At 57.7% G+C, this 22299-nt stretch carries 22 protein-coding genes, 1 tRNA gene and 1 riboswitch; of the genes, 14 read left to right on the plus strand and 9 right to left on the minus strand.

Annotated features, from left to right (window positions below):
• Window positions 1-25 precede the first annotated feature (25 nt).
• Entirely contained in the window at window positions 26-859 is an 834-nt protein-coding gene (gene efeU, locus IM267_RS05290; protein WP_063866328.1) for an iron uptake transporter permease EfeU, read from the minus strand.
• Window positions 860-1110: 251 nt separating this feature from the next.
• Between efeU and IM267_RS05295 the strand changes: the two genes are divergently transcribed.
• Window positions 1111-2295, plus strand: a complete 1185-nt coding sequence (locus IM267_RS05295) for a NupC/NupG family nucleoside CNT transporter (RefSeq protein WP_063866327.1) — start codon at window positions 1111-1113, stop codon at window positions 2293-2295.
• A gap of 70 nt (window positions 2296-2365) precedes the next feature.
• On the opposite strand, the gene IM267_RS05300 is transcribed toward IM267_RS05295, so the two are convergent.
• A complete protein-coding gene (locus IM267_RS05300; RefSeq protein WP_193032951.1) occupies window positions 2366-2785 on the minus strand; it encodes a DUF3574 domain-containing protein in 420 nt (139 codons plus the stop codon).
• 70 nt (window positions 2786-2855) lie between these two features.
• The gene (gene putP, locus IM267_RS05305) at window positions 2856-4364 is read right to left on the minus strand and encodes a sodium/proline symporter PutP (RefSeq protein ID WP_063866325.1); all 1509 of its coding nucleotides are present in this window, start codon (window positions 4362-4364) and stop codon (window positions 2856-2858) included.
• Window positions 4365-4786: 422 nt separating this feature from the next.
• On the opposite strand from putP, the gene putA reads away from it, so the two are divergent.
• Window positions 4787-8749: a trifunctional transcriptional regulator/proline dehydrogenase/L-glutamate gamma-semialdehyde dehydrogenase gene (gene putA / locus IM267_RS05310; RefSeq protein WP_193032952.1), complete on the plus strand. Its 3963-nt coding sequence runs from the start codon at window positions 4787-4789 to the stop codon at window positions 8747-8749.
• Window positions 8750-8848: 99 nt separating this feature from the next.
• Window positions 8849-9244, plus strand: a complete 396-nt coding sequence (locus IM267_RS05315) for a lysozyme inhibitor LprI family protein (RefSeq protein ID WP_063866323.1) — start codon at window positions 8849-8851, stop codon at window positions 9242-9244.
• On the opposite strand, the gene rutR is transcribed toward IM267_RS05315, so the two are convergent.
• On the minus strand, window positions 9241-9879 hold the full coding sequence (gene rutR, locus IM267_RS05320; protein WP_193032953.1) for an HTH-type transcriptional regulator RutR: 639 nt from the start codon (window positions 9877-9879) through the stop codon (window positions 9241-9243). The genes IM267_RS05315 and rutR overlap by 4 nt on opposite strands.
• Window positions 9880-10124: 245 nt before the next feature.
• On the opposite strand from rutR, the gene rutA reads away from it, so the two are divergent.
• From rutA to rutG, 7 genes are read left to right on the plus strand one after another with little or no spacing between them, the layout of a single operon-like run.
• Window positions 10125-11216: a pyrimidine utilization protein A gene (gene rutA / locus IM267_RS05325; RefSeq protein ID WP_193032954.1), complete on the plus strand. Its 1092-nt coding sequence runs from the start codon at window positions 10125-10127 to the stop codon at window positions 11214-11216.
• Window positions 11216-11905: a pyrimidine utilization protein B gene (gene rutB / locus IM267_RS05330; protein WP_102749652.1), complete on the plus strand. Its 690-nt coding sequence runs from the start codon at window positions 11216-11218 to the stop codon at window positions 11903-11905. The genes rutA and rutB overlap by 1 nt, the downstream gene beginning before the upstream one ends.
• 11 nt (window positions 11906-11916) lie before the next feature.
• On the plus strand, window positions 11917-12303 hold the full coding sequence (gene rutC / locus IM267_RS05335) for a pyrimidine utilization protein C (protein WP_063449116.1): 387 nt from the start codon (window positions 11917-11919) through the stop codon (window positions 12301-12303).
• A gap of 7 nt (window positions 12304-12310) precedes the next feature.
• A complete protein-coding gene (gene rutD, locus IM267_RS05340; protein WP_193032955.1) occupies window positions 12311-13111 on the plus strand; it encodes a pyrimidine utilization protein D in 801 nt (266 codons plus the stop codon).
• A gap of 9 nt (window positions 13112-13120) precedes the next feature.
• Entirely contained in the window at window positions 13121-13711 is a 591-nt protein-coding gene (locus tag IM267_RS05345; RefSeq protein WP_063449118.1) for a malonic semialdehyde reductase, read from the plus strand.
• Window positions 13712-13720: 9 nt separating this feature from the next.
• A complete protein-coding gene (gene rutF, locus IM267_RS05350) occupies window positions 13721-14215 on the plus strand; it encodes an NADH-dependent FMN reductase RutF (RefSeq protein WP_102749649.1) in 495 nt (164 codons plus the stop codon).
• A 20-nt stretch (window positions 14216-14235) separates the two neighbouring features.
• The gene (rutG, locus tag IM267_RS05355) at window positions 14236-15552 is read left to right on the plus strand and encodes a pyrimidine utilization transport protein G (protein ID WP_193032956.1); all 1317 of its coding nucleotides are present in this window, start codon (window positions 14236-14238) and stop codon (window positions 15550-15552) included.
• 102 nt (window positions 15553-15654) lie between these two features.
• Here rutG and IM267_RS05360 read toward each other — a convergent pair whose 3' ends face one another.
• Both IM267_RS05360 and IM267_RS05365 read right to left on the minus strand, forming a co-directional pair.
• Window positions 15655-16575 carry a DMT family transporter gene (locus tag IM267_RS05360; protein ID WP_063866317.1) on the minus strand — a complete coding sequence of 307 codons (921 nt, stop codon included), beginning with the start codon at window positions 16573-16575 and terminating at the stop codon, window positions 15655-15657.
• A gap of 116 nt (window positions 16576-16691) precedes the next feature.
• Complete coding sequence (locus IM267_RS05365; protein WP_001273664.1) at window positions 16692-16862, minus strand: general stress protein; 171 nt, start codon at window positions 16860-16862, stop codon at window positions 16692-16694.
• 391 nt (window positions 16863-17253) lie between these two features.
• On the opposite strand from IM267_RS05365, the gene wrbA reads away from it, so the two are divergent.
• A complete protein-coding gene (gene wrbA / locus IM267_RS05370; RefSeq protein WP_006809323.1) occupies window positions 17254-17850 on the plus strand; it encodes an NAD(P)H:quinone oxidoreductase in 597 nt (198 codons plus the stop codon).
• A gap of 18 nt (window positions 17851-17868) precedes the next feature.
• Entirely contained in the window at window positions 17869-18096 is a 228-nt protein-coding gene (locus tag IM267_RS05375) for a YccJ family protein (protein ID WP_028012649.1), read from the plus strand.
• Window positions 18097-18128: 32 nt separating this feature from the next.
• Here the strand turns inward: IM267_RS05375 and agp are convergent, their stop codons facing one another.
• Both agp and IM267_RS05385 read right to left on the minus strand, forming a co-directional pair.
• Entirely contained in the window at window positions 18129-19370 is a 1242-nt protein-coding gene (gene agp, locus IM267_RS05380) for a bifunctional glucose-1-phosphatase/inositol phosphatase (protein WP_193032957.1), read from the minus strand.
• A gap of 92 nt (window positions 19371-19462) precedes the next feature.
• Entirely contained in the window at window positions 19463-19963 is a 501-nt protein-coding gene (locus IM267_RS05385; protein WP_193032958.1) for a DedA family protein, read from the minus strand.
• 158 nt (window positions 19964-20121) lie between these two features.
• Window positions 20122-20291, plus strand: a riboswitch (M-box (ykoK) riboswitch).
• 60 nt (window positions 20292-20351) lie between these two features.
• Here IM267_RS05385 and IM267_RS05390 point away from each other — a divergent pair.
• A complete protein-coding gene (locus tag IM267_RS05390) occupies window positions 20352-21353 on the plus strand; it encodes a magnesium transporter (protein WP_107535081.1) in 1002 nt (333 codons plus the stop codon).
• Between the two features lie 42 nt (window positions 21354-21395).
• Here the strand turns inward: IM267_RS05390 and IM267_RS05395 are convergent.
• Window positions 21396-21483 (minus strand) — tRNA-Ser (locus IM267_RS05395).
• A gap of 311 nt (window positions 21484-21794) precedes the next feature.
• On the opposite strand from IM267_RS05395, the gene IM267_RS05400 reads away from it, so the two are divergent.
• Window positions 21795-22265, plus strand: a complete 471-nt coding sequence (locus IM267_RS05400) for a LuxR C-terminal-related transcriptional regulator (protein WP_226847918.1) — start codon at window positions 21795-21797, stop codon at window positions 22263-22265.
• The last annotated feature ends 34 nt before the right edge of the window (window positions 22266-22299 follow it).

A 22299-nucleotide genomic window follows, 5' to 3' on the forward strand; every position in this document is an offset into this window, starting at 1 on the left:
AAGTATGTTGTAACTAATACAGCACTTACGGCGCAACGCGCGACGCCTGCGAGCCGGTACGCGGCGGCATAGCGAACAGGATCAGCGCCGGAACCAGATAGATAAAGTAAACTGCCACTTCGCTGACGGTCGGCGTTTCCTGGTAGCCGAAGATCCCTTCAAGCAGGGTGCCGGTCAGTGAATGGGTGGACAGAACGTTACTGAGATCGAACGCCACGTCCTGGAAATGGTTCCACAGGCCCGCCTCGTGGAAGGCACGGATCGCCCCTGCCGCCAGGCCCGCGGCCACCAGCAGAATAAACAGGCTGGTCCACTTGAAAAACGCGCCCAGGTTAAGCCGAATGCCGCCCCAGTAGAGCAGGAAGCCAAGCACAACCGCCGTAACCAGCCCGAGCATCGCGCCCAACGGCGGCCAGATGCCCACGTCCTGCTGAAACGCCGCGAGCAGGAAGAAAACGGACTCCAGACCCTCACGCGCCACGGCGAAAAAGACCATCAGGATCAGCGCCCAGCCGTGGTGGTTGCCTTTTTGCAGGGCGTTATCCACCGCCTGCTCCAGCTGCACCTTCACGTTACGGGAGACTTTGCGCATCCAGAACACCATCCAGGTGAGGATCACCACGGCTATTACGGCGACAATGCCTTCAAAAAGCTCTTGTTCTTTCTGAGGAAATTCACCGGTGGTTTCGTTGATAAGAATACCCAGCCCCAGGCACAGCGCCGCGGCAAGGAAAACGCCAACCCACATCACGCCGATCCAGCGACCGCGCTGGGTACGCTTCAGATAACTGGCGATAAGGCTCACGATCAGGGCCGCTTCAAGGCCTTCACGTAACATAATGAGAAAAGGAACAAACATGCCGACACCTTAAATGTTTATCGCGGTCAACTGATGCAAAGAAACGTAAATTATAGTGATAGTGATTATCATTACAGCACAAAGAAAAACAAGCGAAATATGTGGAGTTTTGATGACCAGATGTAAACGCATTGCGGAGTAATAATTGCCTGAGTAACCGTTACGTTTATAAGGTATAACAAAAATGCTCATTTACGGTTAACCGGGGCTGTGGCTAAATGTCCGCCTCGAAAACCAACTGAAAATAACCCATGTTTAAAATTGTTCATTTCCTGCTGGCGCTGGTGATTATTCTTGCGCTTGCCTGGCTGGTGAGTTTCGACCGCCGAAAAATTCGTATTCGTTTCGTCTTGCAGCTGATCGTGATTGAAATCGTGCTGGCATTCTTTTTTTTGCATGCGCAAAGCGGCCTGTTCATTATTAAATATGTCTCAGGTTTCTTTGAGTCTCTGCTTAAATTCGCTGCCGAAGGGACGAATTTTGTCTTTGGCGGGATGGGTGAAAAAGGGCTGGCGTTCATTTTCCTGGGTGTACTCTGCCCCATTATTTTTATCTCGGCACTGATTGGTATTCTTCAGCACTGGCGCATTCTGCCGATTTTTATTCGGGTTATCGGAACGCTCCTGTCAAAGCTCAACGGCATGGGCAAGCTGGAATCCTTCAACGCGGTGAGCTCGCTGATCCTCGGTCAGTCTGAAAACTTCATTGCGTATAAGGGCGTGCTGGGCGATCTCTCCTCGCGTCGCCTGTTTACGATGGCCGCAACGGCGATGTCGACGGTTTCGCTGTCGATTGTTGGCGCCTACATGACCATGCTCGACGCCAAATTTGTCGTCGCGGCGCTGATCCTGAACATGTTCAGCACCTTTATTATTCTTTCGGTCATTAACCCGGCCCGCCCGGAAGCCGAACCCGATATCAAACTGGAAAAGCTGCATGAATCCCAGAGCTTCTTTGAAATGCTGGGCGAATATATTCTGGCGGGCTTTAAGGTGGCGATGATTATTCTGGCGATGCTGATTGGCTTTATCGCTCTTATTAGCGCCGTTAACGCCCTTTTCTCCAGCGTATTTGGCATGAGCTTCCAGCAGATCCTGGGTTACGTATTTTATCCGCTGGCGTGGCTTATCGGTATTCCACTGAGCGATGCCTTAAACGCGGGGAGTATTATGGCAACGAAACTGGTGGCGAATGAATTTGTGGCGATGATTGAGCTGCAAAAAATAGCCCATCAAATGTCCCCGCGTGGTCTGGGTATTTTGTCCGTTTTCCTGGTGTCGTTCGCTAACTTCGCCTCGATTGGCATTGTAGCGGGGGCAATAAAAGGCCTGAACGAGCAACAGGGTAACGTGGTGTCGCGGTTTGGTCTGCGCCTGGTATACGGTGCGACGCTGGTGAGCCTGCTGTCGGCGAGCTTTGCGGGGTTGGTGCTCTGATGCAATGCCGGGTGGCGCTTCGCTTACCCGGCCTACAAAACAACAACGGCGGGAATTCCCGCCGTTTTCATTAAAACTGCACGCACACCGGCTGGTCGACCCGCATCACCGATTCCTGCGCGAAACGAGACTTATAGATCCCGCGCAACGCTTCGATGTTCTTCTCGCTCTGCGCGTCTTTACCGTGGATGAGCATTAACGCTTTGCTGGGTTCACGCGCCACTTTTCCGTCGTTCCCCAGCCACTGCCCGCGGGCATCAAACACCGTTAAGCCATCGCGAAAACGCGGCGTCACGTCCTGGTCAACAAACTGCTGCCACTCGCTGCCGGTAATCTGCGCCCCTGCCGGGCGATTCAAGCCAAAATAGAGCGTGGTCTGCTGCATCTGGTTATCCGCTTTGCAGGTCTCCACCGCCGCATGCTGCGTGGGAGCGTTACACCCCGCCAGCAGCAGTAATGCTGCCATCATCAACCCTGTTTTAATCATCATTTATCATTTCGAACGGGTGAACGGTCTGTCCCCTCTCCCCTTTGGGGAGAGGGTTAGGGTGAGGGGAAAATTACTCAGCCTGAAGCTTCGTTGGCGGTGCAGAGTGATAGTGCGCATCCGCTTCCGCAAAGCGCTTCTGCATAGAGGCAGACGGCGCTTTACCCAGCAGGCTGAACACCACGATACCCAGGCTTCCGAAGATGAAGCCCGGGATGATTTCGTACAGGCCCAGCCACGCGAACTGTTTCCAGACGATGACGGTCACCGCACCGATGATCATCCCCGCCAGCGCGCCGTTGCGGGTCATGCGTGACCACAGCACGGAGAACAGCACTACCGGACCAAACGCGGCGCCAAAGCCTGCCCAGGCGTAGCTTACCAGCCCCAGCACGCGGTTTTCCGGGTTAGCCGCCAGCGCAATGGCAATCAGCGCCACCAGCAGCACCATAAAGCGCCCTACCCACACCAGCTCTTTCTGGCTCGCGCCCTTACGCAGGAATGCTTTGTACAGGTCTTCCGTAATGGCGCTGGAGCACACCAGCAGCTGGCAGCTCAGGGTAGACATCACCGCCGCCAGGATCGCGGAGAGCAGGATACCGGCAATCCACGGGTTGAACAGGATCTGCGCCAGCTCGATGAACACGCGCTCGGCGTTCTGGTTCACCGCGCCCGCCTGCGCCGGGTTGTTGTTAAAGTACGCAATGCCGAAGAAGCCAACCGCGCAGGCGCCCGCCAGACACAGGATCATCCACGTCATGCTGATGCGACGCGCGTGAACGATGGTGTGGTGAGAATCCGCCGCCATAAAGCGCGCCAGAATGTGCGGCTGACCGAAGTAGCCCAGGCCCCAGCCCATCAGGGAGACGATGGCCACGAAGTTCAGCCCTTTCAGCATATCGACGTTTTCAATGCTCTTCTGCTTGATCACTTCCAGCGATTCGCCAAAGCCGCCGACGGTGAAAATGACAATCACCGGGGTCAGGATCAGGGCGAAAATCATCAGGCTCGCCTGCACGGTGTCGGTCCAGCTTACCGCCAGGAACCCGCCCACGAAGGTATAAAGGATGGTCGCCGCCGCACCGGCCCACAGCGCCGTTTCGTAGCTCATGCCGAAGGTGCTTTCGAACAGGCGTGCGCCCGCCACGATGCCGGAGGCGCAGTAGATGGTGAAGAACAACAGGATCACCACCGCAGAGATAATACGCAGAACGCGGCTGTTATCCTCAAAGCGCCCGGTGAAGTAGTCCGGCAGCGTCAGGGCGTTGTTGTTGGCTTCGGTATGCACGCGCAGACGGCCTGCCACCAGCTTCCAGTTGATCCACGCGCCAACGGTCAGGCCGATGGCGATCCAGCTTTCGGATATACCGGAGATGAAAATCGCGCCCGGCAGCCCCATCAGCAGCCAGCCGCTCATGTCGGATGCGCCCGCAGAGAGCGCGGTAACCATTGGGCCTAAGCTGCGCCCGCCAAGGATGTAGTCGTCAAAGTTTTTAGTGGAACGCCATGCCAAAAACCCTATCAGGATCATGCCAAAAATATAAACGAGAAATGTCACCAGCATCGGTGTGCTAATAGCCATTCAAATTCTCCAAAATGTCGAGCGACAACCGTCCGGGTTGCCTTGTTATGTCATCACCGGAACGTAGTGATGTGTGTATGTGTTTCCGTTGGGCGCGCTATCCTGCCGTATACGCTTCCCACTGACAAACGATTTAACACTGCATTTACATGAATTTCATCCCTGGTTTTATATGTCTTTCCTATAGGTTGCACTCGCTCACGCTTTTACGGGTTGCACCTTTAAAAAGTGTTAAGCACCGCATAAAAACTGGCTTCGTAAACCTCTGCGCGTTCTTTTTCTCAGCTAACTAATCGTTAACAATCCATTCATTTTCCAGCTTGCAGCCCAGGTCACATTTAACACGGTTGCACAAAGTTGCAACATGGTGGATATTTCACGCTATCAACAGAACGCTATTACAGAACAACAGGAGTTTTGGCATGGGGATGACCACCATGGGGGTTAAGCTGGATGACGCTACCCGCGAACGGATTAAAACCGCTGCGACCCGCATCGACCGCACACCGCACTGGTTAATCAAGCAGGCGATTTTTAACTATCTGGAAAGACTGGAGAGTGAAGAAGATCTGCCGGAGCTGCCTGCCCTGCTGGCGGGCGCAGCGAACGAAAGCGAAGAGGCCGTAACGGCCGTTGAAGAGAACCACCAGCCCTTCCTCGACTTCGCCGAGCAGATCCTGCCGCAGTCCGTCAGCCGTGCCGCCATTACCGGCGCCTACCGCCGTGCCGAAACCGACGCCGTGCCAATGCTGCTGGAGCAGGCACGCCTGCCGGAAGCCGTGGCCGCTCAGGCGCACAGCCTGGCGTATCAGCTCGCCGACAGGCTGCGTAACCAGAAAACCGCCAGCGGACGCGCCGGCATGGTGCAGGGCCTGTTGCAGGAGTTCTCTCTCTCTTCTCAGGAAGGCGTGGCGCTGATGTGTCTGGCAGAAGCGCTGCTGCGTATTCCGGATAAAGCCACCCGCGACGCGCTGATCCGCGACAAAATCAGCAACGGCAACTGGCAGTCCCACATTGGCCGCAGCCCGTCGCTATTCGTTAACGCCGCCACCTGGGGCCTGCTGTTTACCGGCAAGCTGGTTTCTACCCATAATGAAGCCAACCTGTCACGCTCGCTGAACCGCATTATCGGCAAGCGCGGCGAGCCGCTGATCCGCAAGGGCGTGGACATGGCGATGCGCCTGATGGGCGAGCAGTTCGTCACCGGGGAGACCATTGCTGAAGCGCTGGCGAACGCCCGCAAGCTGGAGGACAAAGGTTTCCGCTACTCCTACGACATGCTGGGTGAAGCGGCGCTGACCGCCGCCGACGCGCAGGCCTACATGGTCTCTTACCAGCAGGCGATCCACGCCATCGGTAAAGCGTCTAACGGCCGCGGTATTTATGAAGGTCCGGGCATCTCTATCAAGCTTTCTGCCCTGCACCCGCGCTACAGCCGTGCGCAGTATGACCGGGTGATGGAAGAACTCTATCCGCGCCTGAAATCCCTGACCCTGCTGGCGCGTCAGTACGACATCGGCATCAATATCGACGCCGAAGAGGCTGACCGTCTGGAGATCTCCCTCGATCTGCTGGAAAAACTGTGCTTCGAGCCGGAGCTGGCGGGCTGGAACGGGATTGGTTTCGTTATCCAGGCCTACCAGAAACGCTGTCCGTTCGTCATTGATTACCTGATTGACCTGGCCAGCCGCAGCCGTCGTCGCCTGATGATCCGCCTGGTGAAAGGCGCCTACTGGGACAGCGAAATCAAACGCGCCCAGATGGAAGGGCTGGAAGGTTATCCGGTCTATACCCGCAAGGTGTACACCGACGTCTCTTACCTCGCCTGTGCGAAAAAACTGCTCGGCGTGCCGAACCTGATTTATCCGCAGTTCGCCACCCACAACGCCCACACCCTGGCGGCCATTTACAGCCTGGCGGGACAAAACTACTATCCGGGCCAGTACGAGTTCCAGTGCCTGCACGGCATGGGTGAGCCGCTCTACGAACAGGTGACCGGGAAAGTGGCCGACGGCAAGCTGAACCGTCCGTGCCGTATCTATGCCCCGGTGGGCACCCACGAAACCCTGCTGGCGTACCTGGTGCGTCGTCTGCTGGAGAACGGGGCGAACACCTCCTTCGTTAACCGGATTGCCGACACCACGCTGCCGCTCGACGAACTGGTGGCCGATCCGGTACAGGCCGTAGAGAAGCTGGCGGCGCAGGAAGGCCAGATTGGTCTGCCGCATCCGAAAATTGCCCTGCCGCGCGAGCTGTACGGCGCGGGCCGCGTCAACTCGGCGGGCCTGGATCTGGCGAACGAACACCGCCTGGCGTCGCTCTCTTCTGCCCTGCTCAACAGCGCATTGCAGAAATGGCAGGCCAAACCGATCCTTGAGCAGTCCGTTGAGGATGGTGAAATGCAGCCGGTGATCAACCCGGCAGAGCCGAAGGATATCGTCGGCTACGCGCGCGAAGCCACGGAAGCGGAAGTGGATCAGGCACTGGAGAGCGCGGTGAATAACGCGCCAATCTGGTTTGCCACCCCGCCGCAGGAGCGTGCCGCCATTCTGGAACGTGCTGCGGTGCTGATGGAAGATCAGATGCAGTCGCTCATCGGCATTCTGGTGCGTGAGGCGGGGAAAACCTTCAGCAACGCCATCGCCGAAGTGCGTGAGGCGGTCGACTTCCTGCACTACTACGCCGGTCAGGTGCGCGATGATTTCGACAACGAAACGCACCGCCCGCTCGGTCCGGTGGTCTGTATCAGCCCGTGGAACTTCCCGCTGGCGATCTTCACCGGCCAGATTGCCGCGGCCCTTGCCGCAGGCAACAGCGTGCTGGCGAAACCGGCGGAGCAAACCCCGCTGATTGCCGCTCAGGGCATTAACATTCTGCTGGAAGCCGGCGTACCGGCGGGCGTGGTGCAACTGCTGCCAGGGCGCGGTGAAACGGTGGGTGCCAAACTGACCTCCGATAACCGCGTGCGCGGCGTGATGTTTACCGGGTCGACCGAAGTGGCCTCCCTGCTGCAACGCAACATCGCCACCCGTCTGGATGCACAGGGCCGTCCGACCCCGCTGATCGCCGAAACTGGTGGCATGAACGCCATGATCGTGGACTCCTCGGCGCTGACCGAACAGGTGGTTGTTGACGTGCTGGCCTCCGCCTTCGACAGCGCAGGCCAGCGCTGTTCCGCCCTGCGCGTGCTGTGCTTACAGGATGACGTGGCTGACCACACCCTGAAGATGCTGCGCGGCGCAATGGCGGAATGCCGTATGGGCAACCCGGGCCGTCTCACCACCGACATCGGGCCGGTGATCGACGCGGAAGCCAAAGCCAACATTGAAAACCACATTCAGACCATGCGTGCCAAAGGCCGTCCGGTGTTCCAGGCGGTGCGCGAGAACGGTGAAGATGCCCGCGAGTGGCAGACCGGCACCTTCGTGCCGCCAACGCTTATCGAGCTGGCAAGCTTCGACGAGCTGAAAAAAGAGGTCTTCGGCCCGGTGCTGCACGTGGTGCGCTACAGCCGTAACAACCTCAACGCGCTTATCGATCAGATTAACGCTTCGGGTTATGGCCTGACGCTCGGCGTGCATACCCGTATCGACGAAACCATTGCCCAGGTAACCGGCAATGCCAAAGTGGGCAACCTGTACGTCAACCGTAACATGGTTGGCGCAGTCGTGGGCGTACAGCCGTTCGGCGGCGAAGGTCTTTCCGGTACGGGTCCGAAAGCGGGCGGTCCGCTCTATCTGTACCGTCTGCTGGCGAACCGTCCGGAAAATGCGCTCGGCGTGACGCTGGCGCGTCAGGACGCTGAATACCCGGTGGACGCGCAGGTGAAAGCCGTGCTGACCCAGCCGCTGGACGCGCTGATTAAGTGGGCTGATAACCGTCCTGAACTGCGTGCAATTGCGCAGCAGTACGGCGAGCTGGCGCAGGCCGGTACGCAGCGTCTGCTGCCGGGCCCTACCGGCGAGCGCAACACCTGGACGCTGATGCCGCGCGAGCGCGTGCTGTGCGTGGCGGATAACGAGCAGGACGCGCTGGTGCAGCTGGCTGCCGCGACGGCAACGGGCTGTGAGGTGCTGTGGCCGGAAGATGACCTGCATCGCGACCTCGCCAAACAGCTGCCAAAAGCGGTCTCGGCGCGCATTCGCTTTGCCAAGGCTGACGCCCTGCTGACCCAGCCGTTTGACGCGGTGATCTACCACGGTGATTCCGACCAGCTGCGCGAATTGTGTGAGCAGGTCGCGGCCCGCAGCGGTGCGATTGTTTCGGTGCAGGGCTTCGCCCGCGGGGAAACCAACCTGCTGCTGGAGCGTCTGTACGTGGAGCGCTCGCTCAGCGTCAACACCGCGGCGGCGGGCGGTAACGCCAGCCTGATGACAATCGGATAATCGTGTAAACTCCCCGGTGGCGCTACGCTTACCGGGGCTACACAATAACCGCAGGCCGGATAAGCACAGCGCATCCGGCTTTTTTACATGGAGGGGATGATGAAAAGAGTATTTCTCGCAGGGGCAGCACTGCTGCTCAGCACCAGCGCGCTGGCCAACGAGTGCGACAACGCCACTACGCAGCTTGAACTGAACACCTGTAGCGCGCAGCAGTATCAGGCCGCCGATAAAAAGCTTAACGAGACGTATCAGGCCGCCATCAAGCGGGCGGCAGCCCCCCAGCGCGACCTGCTGAAAAAAGCGCAGCAGGCGTGGATTAGCCTGCGCGACGCGGACTGCGCGTTTATCGGTTCGGGCACGGAAGGCGGGAGCGTTCAGCCAATGATTGTAAACCAGTGCCTGGCGGAGAAAACCGTGGAGCGTGAAGCGTTTCTGGCCTCACTCATGCAGTGTGAAGAGGGCGACCTAAGCTGCCCTCTCCCGCCGGGCAATTAACGCACGCGGATCCCTTCGATAATCATCCGCTGCACGTTTTCGAGGGTGCTCTGGAAAAATGCCTCGTCCTGAAGCGTTTTACCGGTTACCGCCTCTACCTGGGCCGCGAAGTCAGCGTAATGCTGGGTAGCGGCCCAGATCATAAAGATCAGATGCTGCGGGTCGACCGGCGCCAGCTTTCCGCTGGCGACCCATCCGGCAATAATGGCCGACTTATCGTCCACCAGCTGCTTTAAATCGCCGGTCAGCTCCGCCTGCAACAGCGGCGCGCCCTGTAACATCTCCAGACAGAACAGCCTTGAAGCCTGCGGATAATCACGCGACACCTCCAGCTTCAGGCGTATGTACTCCTCGATCGCCACCAGCGGGGCCAGCTCTTCGCGAAATGCCTTGAGCGGCGCGAGCCAGATATCGAGGATCTGCTGCATCACCGCCACATACAGCGCCTCTTTCGACGGGTAGTAGTAGAGCAGATTGGTCTTGGAGACCCCGGCCTGCTCGGCCACCTGCTCAAGGCGCGTGCCGTGAATACCAAACTGCGAAAAGGTCTCCAGCGCGGCGCTGAGGATCGCCTGTTTCTTGGCGCTCACCGCCTGCGAACGTTTTCCGGGTGTTTTCACTGCGCCTTGTGCCATTTCCGCTCTCCATTTTCTTTCCTGCGCTCAGCATAGCAAAACCCCCGCCTCGCCACGACCTTCTGCACTCCCATCGCGCATGAGCGCCTGTTTTCTGTGCAATGTTTTTGACCAGTCAGTCCACATTTTTAGCACCCAGTTAATCAACCAATAGTTAACATATTAATAACAAAGCAGATTTCAAAACTGGCACTCCCTTTGCAAAAACGCCGTTACACCTGCGACGTAATGAAGAGAGGTTCGTGATGAAAATTGGCGTATTTGTACCGATCGGCAACAACGGCTGGCTTATCTCGACCACTGCCCCGCAGTACATGCCGACCTTTGAGCTGAACAAAGCTATCGTGCAGAAGGCGGAACACTACCATTTCGATTTTGCGCTCTCGATGATTAAGCTGCGCGGTTTCGGCGGCAAGACCGAATTCTGGGACCACAACCTGGAGTCCTTTACCCTGATGGCGGGCCTGGCGGCGGTAACCTCCCGCATCCAGATTTACGCCACCGCCGCCACCCTCACCCTGCCCCCGGCGATCGTGGCGCGGATGGCCTCCACCATTGACTCCATTTCCGGCGGACGCTTTGGCGTTAACCTGGTCACCGGCTGGCAAAAGCCGGAGTACGAGCAGATGGGGCTCTGGCCGGGGGATGATTACTTCTCCCGCCGCTACGACTACCTGACCGAATACGTACAGGTGCTGCGCGACCTGTGGGGCACCGGCAAAAGCGACTTCAAAGGCGACTTCTTCACCATGAACGACTGCCGCGTCAGCCCGCAGCCGTCGGTGCCGATGAAGGTGATCTGCGCCGGGCAGAGCGACGCGGGGATGGAATTCTCCGCGAAATATGCTGACTTCAACTTCTGCTTCGGCAAAGGCGTTAACACCCCTGCTGCCTTCGCCCCGACAGCCGCGCGCATGAAAGAGGCCGCCGACAAAACCGGGCGCGACGTGGGCTCCTACGTGCTGTTCATGGTCATTGCCGACGAAACCGACGATGCCGCACGCGCCAAATGGGAGCGGTACAAGGACGGCGCTGACGACGACGCCCTGAGCTGGCTTACCGAGCAGAGCCAGAAAGACACCCGTTCCGGTTCGGACACCAACGTGCGCCAGATGGCCGACCCGACCTCCGCCGTCAATATCAATATGGGCACCCTTGTGGGCTCGTATGCCAGCGTCGCCAGAATGCTCGACGAAGTGGCTGCCGTGCCCGGCGCGGAAGGCGTGCTGCTGACCTTCGATGATTTTCTTAGCGGCGTGGAAACCTTCGGCGAGCGCATTCAGCCGCTGATGCAGTGCCGCGCCCACATCCCTGCCGTCACGAAGGAGGTGGCGTAATGACGACGTTAAACGCTCGCCCGGAAGCCATCACCTTTGCGCCGCAGCAGAGCGCGCTTATCGTGGTGGACATGCAAAACGCCTACGCCAGCAAGGGCGGTTATCTCGATCTGGCGGGGTTTGACGTCTCCGCCACGCGGCCGGTGATCGAGAACATCAAAACCGCCGTGCACGCCGCGCGCGCTGCGGGCATGCTCATCGTCTGGTTCCAGAACGGCTGGGACGACCAGTACGTCGAAGCCGGCGGCCCCGGCTCACCCAACTTTCACAAATCCAACGCACTGAAGACCATGCGCAAACGGCCCGAACTCCAGGGCACGCTGCTGGCAAAAGGCGGCTGGGATTATCAGCTGGTGGATGAGCTGGTACCGGAAGCTGGCGATATCGTGCTGCCGAAACCGCGCTACAGCGGCTTTTTCAATACCCCGCTCGACAGCCTGCTGCGCAGCCGGGGCATTCGTCATCTGGTCTTTACAGGCATTGCCACCAACGTGTGCGTGGAGTCGACCCTGCGCGACGGCTTTTTCCTCGAGTATTTTGGCGTGGTGCTGGAAGACGCCACCCACCAGGCCGGGCCGGATTTCGCCCAGAAAGCCGCCCTGTTCAATATCGAAACCTTTTTTGGCTGGGTCAGTAACGTCAATGATTTCTGCGACGCGCTGGATCCCCCGCTCGCCCGTATCGCCTGAGGAGAACCGCTATGCCGAAATCCGTGATTATTCCGCCGGGCACCAGCACTCCGATTGCCCCGTTCGTTCCCGGCACCCTCGCCGACGGCGTGGTGTATGTCTCAGGCACGCTGCCGTTTGATAAAGACAACAACGTGGTGTTTATCAACGACCCAAAGGCGCAAACCCGCCACGTGCTGGAGACGATCAAAACCGTGATCGAAACGGCGGGTGGCACCATGGAGGACGTGACCTTCAACAGCATCTTTATCACCGACTGGAAAAACTACGCCGCGATTAACGAAATCTACGCGGAGTTTTTCCCCGGGGATAAACCGGCGCGGTTTTGCATTCAGTGCGGGCTGGTGAAGCCGGACGCGCTGGTTGAAATCGCCACCGTGGCGCACATTGCACAGTGAGGCGGCCATGAAACTGTCCATTTCACCGCCCCCCTTCGAGGGCGCGCCCGTGGTGGTGCTGATTGCCGGGCTCGGCGGCAGCGGGAGCTACTGGCTGCCCCAGCTCGCCGTGCTGGAGCAAGAGTATCAGGTGGTGTGCTATGACCAGCGGGGCACGGGAAATAACCCGGATACCCTGCCGGAAGACTGTACCCTGGCGCAGATGGCCGACGAGCTTGCGCTGGCGTTAACCGGGGCCGGGTTCGCCCGTTACTGCGTGGTGGGCCACGCGCTGGGGGCGCTGGTGGGCCTGCGGCTGGCCATCGATAAGCCCGATGCCCTTACCGCGCTGGTCTGCGTCAACGGCTGGCTGACCCTCAATGCCCATACCCGCCGCTGTTTTGACGTCCGCGAACGCCTGCTGCATGCGGGTGGCGCGCAGGCGTGGGTCGAGGCGCAGCCGCTGTTCCTCTACCCGGCAGACTGGATGGCCGCCCGCGCCCCGCGCCTGGAGGCTGAAGAAGCGCTGGCGCTGGCCCATTTTCAGGGCAAAGCCAACCTGCTGCGCCGGCTGCATGCGCTGAAACAGGCCGATTTTAGCCGCCACGCTGCACGCGTTCGCTGCCCCGTGCAGATTATCTGTTCCACCGACGATCTGCTGGTGCCGTCCGTCTGCTCCGCTGAACTGCACGCCGCCCTTCCGCACGCCCGTAAAACGGTTATGCGCCAGGGCGGGCATGCCTGCAACGTGACCGAGCCGGACACCTTCAACACCCTGCTGCTGAACGGGCTTGCCAGCCTGCTGCACAGCCCTGAACCCGCTTTGTAAGGAGTTTTAATGAGCGAAGCCATTACGCCCGCCGCGCTGGAAACGCTGTTTACCGGCGCACGCACCCATAACGGCTGGCTGGATATACCGGTCAGCGACGAGACGCTGCGCGAGATATATGACCTGATGAAATGGGGCCCAACGTCTGCTAACTGCTCACCGGCGCGCATTGTCTTTGTGCGAAGCGCTGAGGGAAAAGCGAAGCTGCGCCCGGCGCTCTCCAGCGGCAACCTGGAAAAAACGCTCACTGCCCCGGTCACGGCGATTGTCGCCTGGGATAGCGAATTCTATGAGCGCCTGCCCGAACTGTTTCCGCACGCCGATGCAAAGCGTTGGTTTACCTCCAGCCCCGCACACGCCGAAGAAACGGCCTTTCGCAACAGCGCAATGCAGGCCGCCTACCTGATTTTCGCCTGCCGCGCGCTGGGGCTGGACACCGGGCCGATGTCCGGCTTTGACCGGCAAAAGGTCGACGATGCTTTTTTCACCGGCACGCTGCTGAAAAGCAACCTGCTGATCAACATTGGCTACGGCGATATGAGCAAAGTCTATGGACGCTTACCGCGTCTGACCTTCGAAGATGCCTGCGGGCTGGCGTAAGGAGCCATCATGACGACACCCGACCAACAAACGTTCCGCGACGCCATGGCCTGCGTCGGTGCGGCGGTCAATATCATCACCACCGACGGCCCGGCGGGAATGGCGGGCTTTACCGCCAGCGCGGTATGCAGCGTGACCGATTCACCGCCGACGCTGCTGGTTTGCCTCAACCGCGGCGCGTCCGTCTGGCCGACGTTTAGCGAAAACCGCACCCTGTGCGTAAATACGCTCAGCGCCGGGCAGGAGCCGTTATCCACTCTTTTTGGCGGCAAAACCCCGATGGAGGAACGCTTTGCCGCCGCGCAATGGGAGACGGGTGAGACGGGCTGCCCGCGTCTGGAGGCGGCGCTGGCCTCGTTCGACTGCCGCATCAGTCAGGTGGTCAGCGTCGGCACCCACGACATTCTGTTCTGCGACATTGTGTCCATTGTTCGCCACCCTGCGCCGCAAGGGCTGGTGTGGTTCGACCGCGGCTACCACGCGCTTATGCGACCCGCCTGTTAACCCGTATGAGGAGACAGATCATGTTCGGACTTCCCCACTGGCAGTTGAAATCGACCTCCACAGACGCAGGCGTGGTCGCGCCGGATGAAAGGCTCCCGCTCGGGCAGACGATGGTGATGGGCGTACAGCATGCGGTCGCGATGTTTGGCGCGACGGTGCTGATGCCCATGCTGATGGGGCTGGATCCTAACCTCGCCATTTTGATGTCGGGTATCGGTACCCTGCTGTTCTTTTTTGTCACCGGCGGGCGCGTGCCCAGCTATCTGGGCTCCAGCGCCGCCTTCGTGGGGGTGGTTATTGCTGCGACCGGGTTTAACGGCCAGGGTATTAACCCCAACCTGAGCGTGGCCCTCGGCGGCATTATCGCCTGCGGGCTGGTCTACACCCTGATCGGTCTGGTGGTAATGAAAGTCGGCACGCGCTGGATCGAGCGGATGATGCCCCCCGTCGTCACCGGGGCGGTGGTGATGGCGATTGGCCTGAACCTGGCGCCGATAGCAGTTAAGAGCGTTTCCGGCTCGCCGTTTGAAAGCTGGATGGCGGTGATGACGGTGCTGTGCATCGGCGTGGTGGCGGTCTTTACGCGCGGGATGATCCAGCGGCTGCTGATCCTGGTCGGGCTGATTGCCGCCTGTCTGATCTACGCGCTGCTGACGAACGCGTTCGGTTTTGGCAAGCCGGTCGATTTCACGTTGATTCATCAGGCCGCCTGGTTCGGCATGCCGCAGCTGACCTCCCCCACCTTTAACGCTCAGGCGATGATGCTCATCGCGCCTGTCGCGGTGATTCTGGTGGCTGAAAACCTGGGTCACCTGAAAGCCGTAGCGGGAATGACCGGGCGCAATATGGACCCGTATATGGGACGGGCGTTTGTGGGCGACGGTCTGGCGACCATGCTCTCCGGCTCGGTCGGCGGCAGCGGCGTCACGACCTACGCGGAAAACATCGGCGTCATGGCCGTGACCAAAGTCTACTCCACGCTGGTCTTCGTGGCGGCAGCGGTCATGGCGATGCTGCTCGGCTTCTCACCGAAATTCGGCGCGCTGATCCACACCATTCCGGCCCCCGTCATTGGCGGCGCCTCGATTGTGGTCTTTGGTCTGATTGCCGTCGCGGGAGCTCGCATCTGGGTGCAGAACCATGTTGACCTGAGCCAGAACGGTAACCTGATCATGGTGGCGGTGACGCTGGTGCTGGGTGCGGGGGATTTCGCCCTGACGCTGGGCGGATTTACGGTTGGCGGGATTGGCACGGCGACGTTCGGCGCGATCCTGCTCAACGCCCTGCTTTGCCGCCGGAAAAGGGATGTACCGCAAGCGGAAGCCATCACCCCCTGAACCTGAAATAGCCGGGTGACGCTACGCTTATCCGGCCTACATGCCAATTGTAGGCCCGTGCAAGCGAAGCGCCGCCGGGCTAAACGGGCAGAATGCGCATTGTTAGCTATCTGCCCCTTGTTCAGCGCTCAATCCGGCAGTCGCCTTACGTCGTTTTTTTAACTTCAACTCGCTCACCAGCACCCCGGCGATAATAAACGCCGCGCCCAACAGCGCCAGCAGCGGCAGACGCTCCCCGGCAATACGCCCGAATATCCCCGCCCACACCGGTTCACCGGTGTAAATCACCGTCGCCCGCGTCGGCGACACGCTGCGCTGCGCCCAGTTCATGGTGACCTGAATAATGGCGCTGAAAATGCCCAGTCCCAGCGCCACCACGATCAGCCCGGTGGACATCGGCGGGACAGACTCCCCCGCCGGTACCATTGTCGCGAACGCCACCAGCGACGCGGTGGCAAGCTGCACAACGGTCACACGCTTGACGTCCACTTTTCCTGCCCAGGCGCTAATCAGAATAATTTCTGCCGCAATGGCAACGGCCCCCACCAGGGTGATGATCTCCCCCGGCCCCAGCGCCAGCAGATTATTTTCCGGCCCGGCTAATAAAATCAGACCGATGAACGCCAGCACGATGCCGATGCACGACATCAGGCCCGGGATCCTGCCGAGGCACAGCCACTGCAATAGCGGCACCAGCGGCACGTACATGGCAGTGATGAAGGCGGATTTGCTGCTGGAGATAGACTGTAGTCCCCATGTTTGCAGGCTGTAGCCCATGGCAATTGCCACGCCAATGGCCACGCCGGCTTTAAGCTCCCGCAGGGTCAACCCGCGCAGGGTTTTCAGCGAAATAAGCGCCACGGCAATGGCCGCCGTTGCAAAGCGCAGCCCAACGAAGAAAAAGGGATCGCTGAGCGTGACCGCGTACTGAACGGCGAGAAAGGTTCCACCCCAGAACATGGTGATCAGGATCAGGATGGCTTCCTGAGGCTTTATGGAGAAGGTAAAACGGGAAACGGACATGAGACACCAGCACGAAGATTCAATCCTGTAGTGTGCGATGCCTTTGGCGACAGTTCAATGTGACAGACATAAAAAAACCGCCGGGAAACCCGGCGGCAGAGAGTTAACCCGGCGTACTACTTGTTGCTGCCGTGGCTATTTTTACCCCCTTTTTTACCAGCCTCTGATGCGCGCTGAGGGTCATTTTTGAAGTTGCCCCCGCTGGACTGGCCACCTTTACGACCTGCTTCTGATGCTCTTTCACGGTCTTCAGCGAAATTACCTGAACCACCACGATGGTTTGCCATCTCTAACCTCCAGAGTGTGAAACATTAGACATCATATTGCATTCAGTAAAAGAGGATTCTTTCACCTCGCGGCTCAAGGGCAGTGCCTTTATCTGTGCCGCGTGAAGTTAAGCTTAGTGTAATGCGGCTATCCGGCAAGCGAGAGGTAATATTCTGCAACATGATCTCAGCCTTTCGTATGAAATATTGCGCGGGTTATTCATAAGCCGTTCTTATATTTTGAAAAATCCGCGCTGCGAAAGTTGTTTCATTTTGCTACAAAGCACGTATCCAGAAGATATTGTTATATATCAAATAAATGCCGTTCATTTTTGCAGTCTGGCCGTGATGTCATATCTTTAAAGTAACGCAGCGATCCGCTGTCAGAAAAACCAACGAGGAGTGATGCAAAATGGCAAAAGTTCTGGTGCTCTATTATTCCATGTATGGACACATTGAAACCATGGCTCACGCTGTAGCAGAAGGCGCTAACAGAGTAGACGGCGTTGAGGTCGTGGTTAAACGCGTACCGGAAACCATGCAGGCGGAAGCCTTCGCCAAAGCCGGCGGGAAAACACAAAATGCGCCGGTGGCCACCCCGCAGGAACTCGCGGACTATGATGCCATTATCTTCGGCACCCCAACCCGCTTCGGCAATATGTCGGGCCAGATGCGCACCTTCCTCGACCAGACTGGCGGGCTATGGGCCTCCGGCGCGCTGTACGGCAAGCTGGCCAGCGTGTTCAGCTCTACCGGCACGGGCGGCGGCCAGGAGCAGACGATCACTTCCACCTGGACAACGCTTGCGCATCATGGGATGGTCATTGTGCCGATTGGCTACGGCGCGCAGGAACTGTTTGATGTCTCCCAGGTCCGTGGGGGTACGCCCTATGGCGCAACAACGATTGCCGGTGGGGATGGTTCACGTCAGCCAAGCAATGAAGAACTTTCAATCGCCCGCTACCAGGGTGAATACGTCGCGGGTCTTGCCAAAAAACTGAACGGCTAACCCAACAGGAGGACAAGTATGCCAACGCAAGAATCCAAAGCTCATCACGTGGGCGAATGGGCAAGTTTACGCAATACCTCTCCGGAGATTGCCGAAGCCATCTTTGAAGTCGCCAATTATGACGAAAAGCTGGCCGAGCAGATTTGGGAAGAAGGCAACGATGAGGTGCTTATTCGCGCCTTCGAAAAAACCGACAAAGACTCGCTGTTCTGGGGCGAGCAAACCATCGAACGTAAAAACGTCTGAACGTTTCCCCCCGCTCGCGCGGGGGGTCTCTTCTATTTCGCCGCGTTATTCATCACCGCATTGAATTTATCAATCGGACAGAAGCCGTTTCCGTCAACCGGACACCCTTTCAGCTCCAGCGTTACGCGCTGAGCAGGGGATTGCAGCGACAGTACGCTGGCGTTCCGCAACTGGGCTGAACTCTGGTAGACATACTCAATTTTCATCAGCTCCTGGTTGCTGTTTTTGTCATGCCAGCGCTGGAAAACAATTTTGCCGCCAATCGGGGTGCGTTCCTGCTGGTCGTGCAGCTGATACGGCCTGAAGTCCAGCGCGGTCAGCAGCGAGGCGATGTTGGAGTCATGTCCCACCAGCAGGGTGATTCTGGGCGCGTTTGCCTGTTCGGTCACCAGCGTTTTATCAATGTACTTCACCAGCGGTTTCGCCACGTTTTGCGCCACCTCCGTCGAGGTAAACAGCGAATCCTGATAGCCGTTTTTCAGCTTCGACAGCACCCGCCACTGCTGATCGGTTTTGATCTCTCCCCAGGCTACCCGATCGGCCGGGAAGCCTTCGTAATATTGCAGGGTGAAGGCATCCACCAGTGAGTTACCCACCTTCAGCGGCCCCGATACGCCCGGCTCTTTTTCATAGTCGGCGCTGAACGTATCTTTTGCCTTCGTCAGGGAGCAGACGTTTTTCTCCTTGCAGGACGGCGAGTCGCTGTAGTTTGTCAGCTGTTCCAGCAGCCTGTAGCTTTCATCCAGCTGCATTTTCTGCCGTTCCGTCTCCATCGCCTTCAGCGCTTTCTCACGAAACTCAGGGGAGTTATCGGTAATGACCGGATTGAAGGTGGGGTCCATGGTGCCCATTTTATCCTGATGATGCACAGGAACGTCGCACCCCGGGAACGCCCCGGTGATAAAGAACTGCGCGGTCGCCACGGTGCGCTGAAGGCTATTTGCGTAGGCATAGACGGTATCCGCTGGCGGGCACTCTCCCGTCTTCACCATCCCCTGCTCTGCCAGCCACTCGCGCATATAGTGGCCCATATACACTTCCAGCACGCCGCCTTTGGTGGTCAGCTGTCCACCGGGTACGTCCCATTCCGGCCACTGCTTCGGCGTGGACTGCTCCAGCACGCTGCCGTTATTGGCGAGCGGCGCGCGCAGGTTATGGCGGCTCATGATGAGCACCTGTTGTAACTGATAACCTTCCGGCGCGTCCTGTGCCTGCGCCCCAAACGTCACTGAAAGCGTTCCTGCCACGGCGACAGCGAGTAGTGCTTTTCTCATCCCTTTTTCCTCATGCGTTTTTATCGTTACGCTGAGTGTGACAGACTGGTGACCGTTTTTTCGGGAAGCATTTCTCAAACTGATGAATACGTTCAGACGCTGATGCCGGTGACGATGCCGACGTACAGCGCCGCCCATGCGCAGGCTGACAGCAGGCTAACGACGTAAACCTTCATCGCGCTCATCCTGAGCATGCCGGCCGCCAGCGGCACGATATAGCGCAGTACCGCCAGGAAACGCGACGTGAACAGCGCGACTACGCCGTTCTTTTGCAGCTGATGCTGTACCCGCAGAAACTTATCGGCATGTTTTGCGGTGAGGCGTGACACCAGCCGGGTATGCCCCATTAGCTGGCCGATATGGTAATTCAGCACCGAACCTGCCGTAGCGCCCATCACCACCGCCAGCCACGTCATGCCGGGATGCAGACTCGACTGGCTGACGGCGATCCCCGCCATCAGCATGACCGATGCGGGCGGCAGCACCGAGGAGACCAGCACCGTCGATTTACTCAACGCCATAACAACGAGCAGCGCGAACAGATGCGTCGGATAATGCGTAAAATGATCCAGCAGCGTGTCCAGCCATGCCATTTCACTCTCTCCGGTAACAAATGAATTCTCCATTTAAAAAGAAAACAGTTAAATAAAACCTCAACATGCGTTTAATACTATTCATTTAAACCGTTCTTAAACATTATTAAAATTCCTCAGCAGCGGTTTTAAATAAGCGTATTATCCCTCACGTTTTACAACGATCTCGTTATGGCGAGGCTCCTGTACAAATACACGTTATCGCTCTGGTGGGTTCGAGAGAACCGGCACAGGGTAAAACAGGCACTGTCGAATCAAGGCTTTGTCAGTATAACTTCCCTTACGGGATACGGTGTACAGTGCTGAACCCAGGACGTGGGGATCTCCTTTCCGACATGCCCTGTCTTGCTCGCCCCTGAGAGATTTTATTATTCAAAGGGAATTTACTATGTCTTACGCTATTCACAACCAAAACCCGGCTTTTAATGACAGCGCCATCGCGCAATATATGAATACCGATTTTATTGTTATCGATATTTCATTATGCGTGGCTCTGGCACGCGAGCAGTTTTTCGAAAAATTAAAAGACGATGATATTCCTTCACATATTTTTATCGAGGATAACGGTCGCCTCGCGGGTTTGATTGCCGTTCGCAAATTATTGCAGGCCACAGATACCGTGCAGCCGGTTAAGCGACTGATGATATCGGATTTTATCCAGCTCAAACCGGAAGATGAGCGGGCGGATGTCGCCGGGGTGCTGGCGCACGCGGGTGCGGATGTCGTGCCGGTGCTCACCCACGGCAAGCTGGTGGGCTGCCTCACCGAGCGCGAAATCGCTCACCTGCTGGAAGATGACGTCACCGAAGATGCGCAGCTTCAGGGAGCGACCCTGCCGCTGGAAAAACCCTACCTGGAAACCAGCGCCTTCAGCCTGTGGAAGAAGCGCTCCGTCTGGCTGCTGCTGCTGTTTGTTGCGGAAGCATATACCAGCTCGGTGATCCAGCATTTTGAAGAGGCGCTGGAGTCTGCCATTGCGCTGGCGTTCTTTATTCCGCTGCTGATTGGCACGGGCGGGAACAGCGGAACGCAGATCACCTCCACGCTGGTGCGCGCCATGGCGCTGGGTGAGGTCCACCTTCGCGATGTGGGCCGCGTACTGCGCAAAGAGATGAGCACGTCGTTGATGATTGCCGCCACGCTGGGTCTGGCGGGCTGCGTTCGCGCCTGGATGATGGGTATCGGGATGGAAATCACGCTTATCGTCAGCCTGACGCTGGTCTGCATTACGCTGTGGAGCGCCATCGTCTCGTCGGTGATCCCGATGGTACTGAAACGCTGCAAAATCGACCCGGCGGTCGTCTCCGCGCCGTTTATCGCCACGCTGATCGACGGTACCGGGCTGATTATCTACTTCAAAATCGCGCAGTATACGCTGGGGCTGGAATAACGAAAAAACCCTGCGATATTGCTATCGCAGGGTTTCTGAATTTGGCGGAAGCGTAGAGATTCGAACTCTAGAACCCTTTCGGGTCGCCGGTTTTCAAGACCGGTGCCTTCAACCGCTCGGCCACGCTTCCAAAGTGAGGCGCACTATAAACATCTCTGAGCATGATGTAAAGCAGGAAATTGCATTACCTTGAGCATCTTGCGTCGTTCCCTTCCGCCCAGATGATTTCTTCATCATCGACTGGCTAAAATGTAAACATTTATTTTTACATTCATTACTTTTATCAGTTTTACCGGGTGTGATTTAGACTTTTTTTCGTACAACACCCGTTAACCCAGCCTCACTGCGATAAGTGAGTCCCCATGACTTTATTCAACGGCAATTATGAATTTTATTTTTATCAGTGATAACTATTACCTGTGCCGCGGGGTCTCAAGCGCCATGACATCGACCCATTTAATACGCGATAAGAAGGATATTCGCGATCTTGATGAGGTCGATCCGACGCTGGATTTTATCATTGCAATTGAACAGGATACGTTACGCAATAGCACTATCCAGCAGGTCAAAAAAATCAGGCGTGATTACATTGTCCTGATGCATGAGATAGAAGCGAATCGCGCGGTGAGAATCGACAATATTATCTATTCATCAATGCATTTTAGCGTTCATCCTTTTCAACAGCTGATGCGATTTTATCGGGCGCTCAGAACGCACTCGTTTACGCGACGCGAGTACGACGTGCTGAAGCTTTTTCATCTGGAAAACCATGAAATTGCGAAAAAGCTGCAACTGTCACAAAAAACGACCAGCACTTACCGCGTGAAGATCCTCGAAAAATTAAATATGCGCGCTAAAAACATTCTGGCGATGTCCCGGGTTAAATCGGCGATTGTCGATCAGAAGCTGTGACCCGATCTGCCCGTAAAATTCCTTAAACGCCCCC

The sequence above is a fragment of the Enterobacter cloacae complex sp. P15RS genome, assembly GCF_014895905.1.
GTDB classification, from domain to species: domain Bacteria; phylum Pseudomonadota; class Gammaproteobacteria; order Enterobacterales; family Enterobacteriaceae; genus Enterobacter; species Enterobacter quasihormaechei.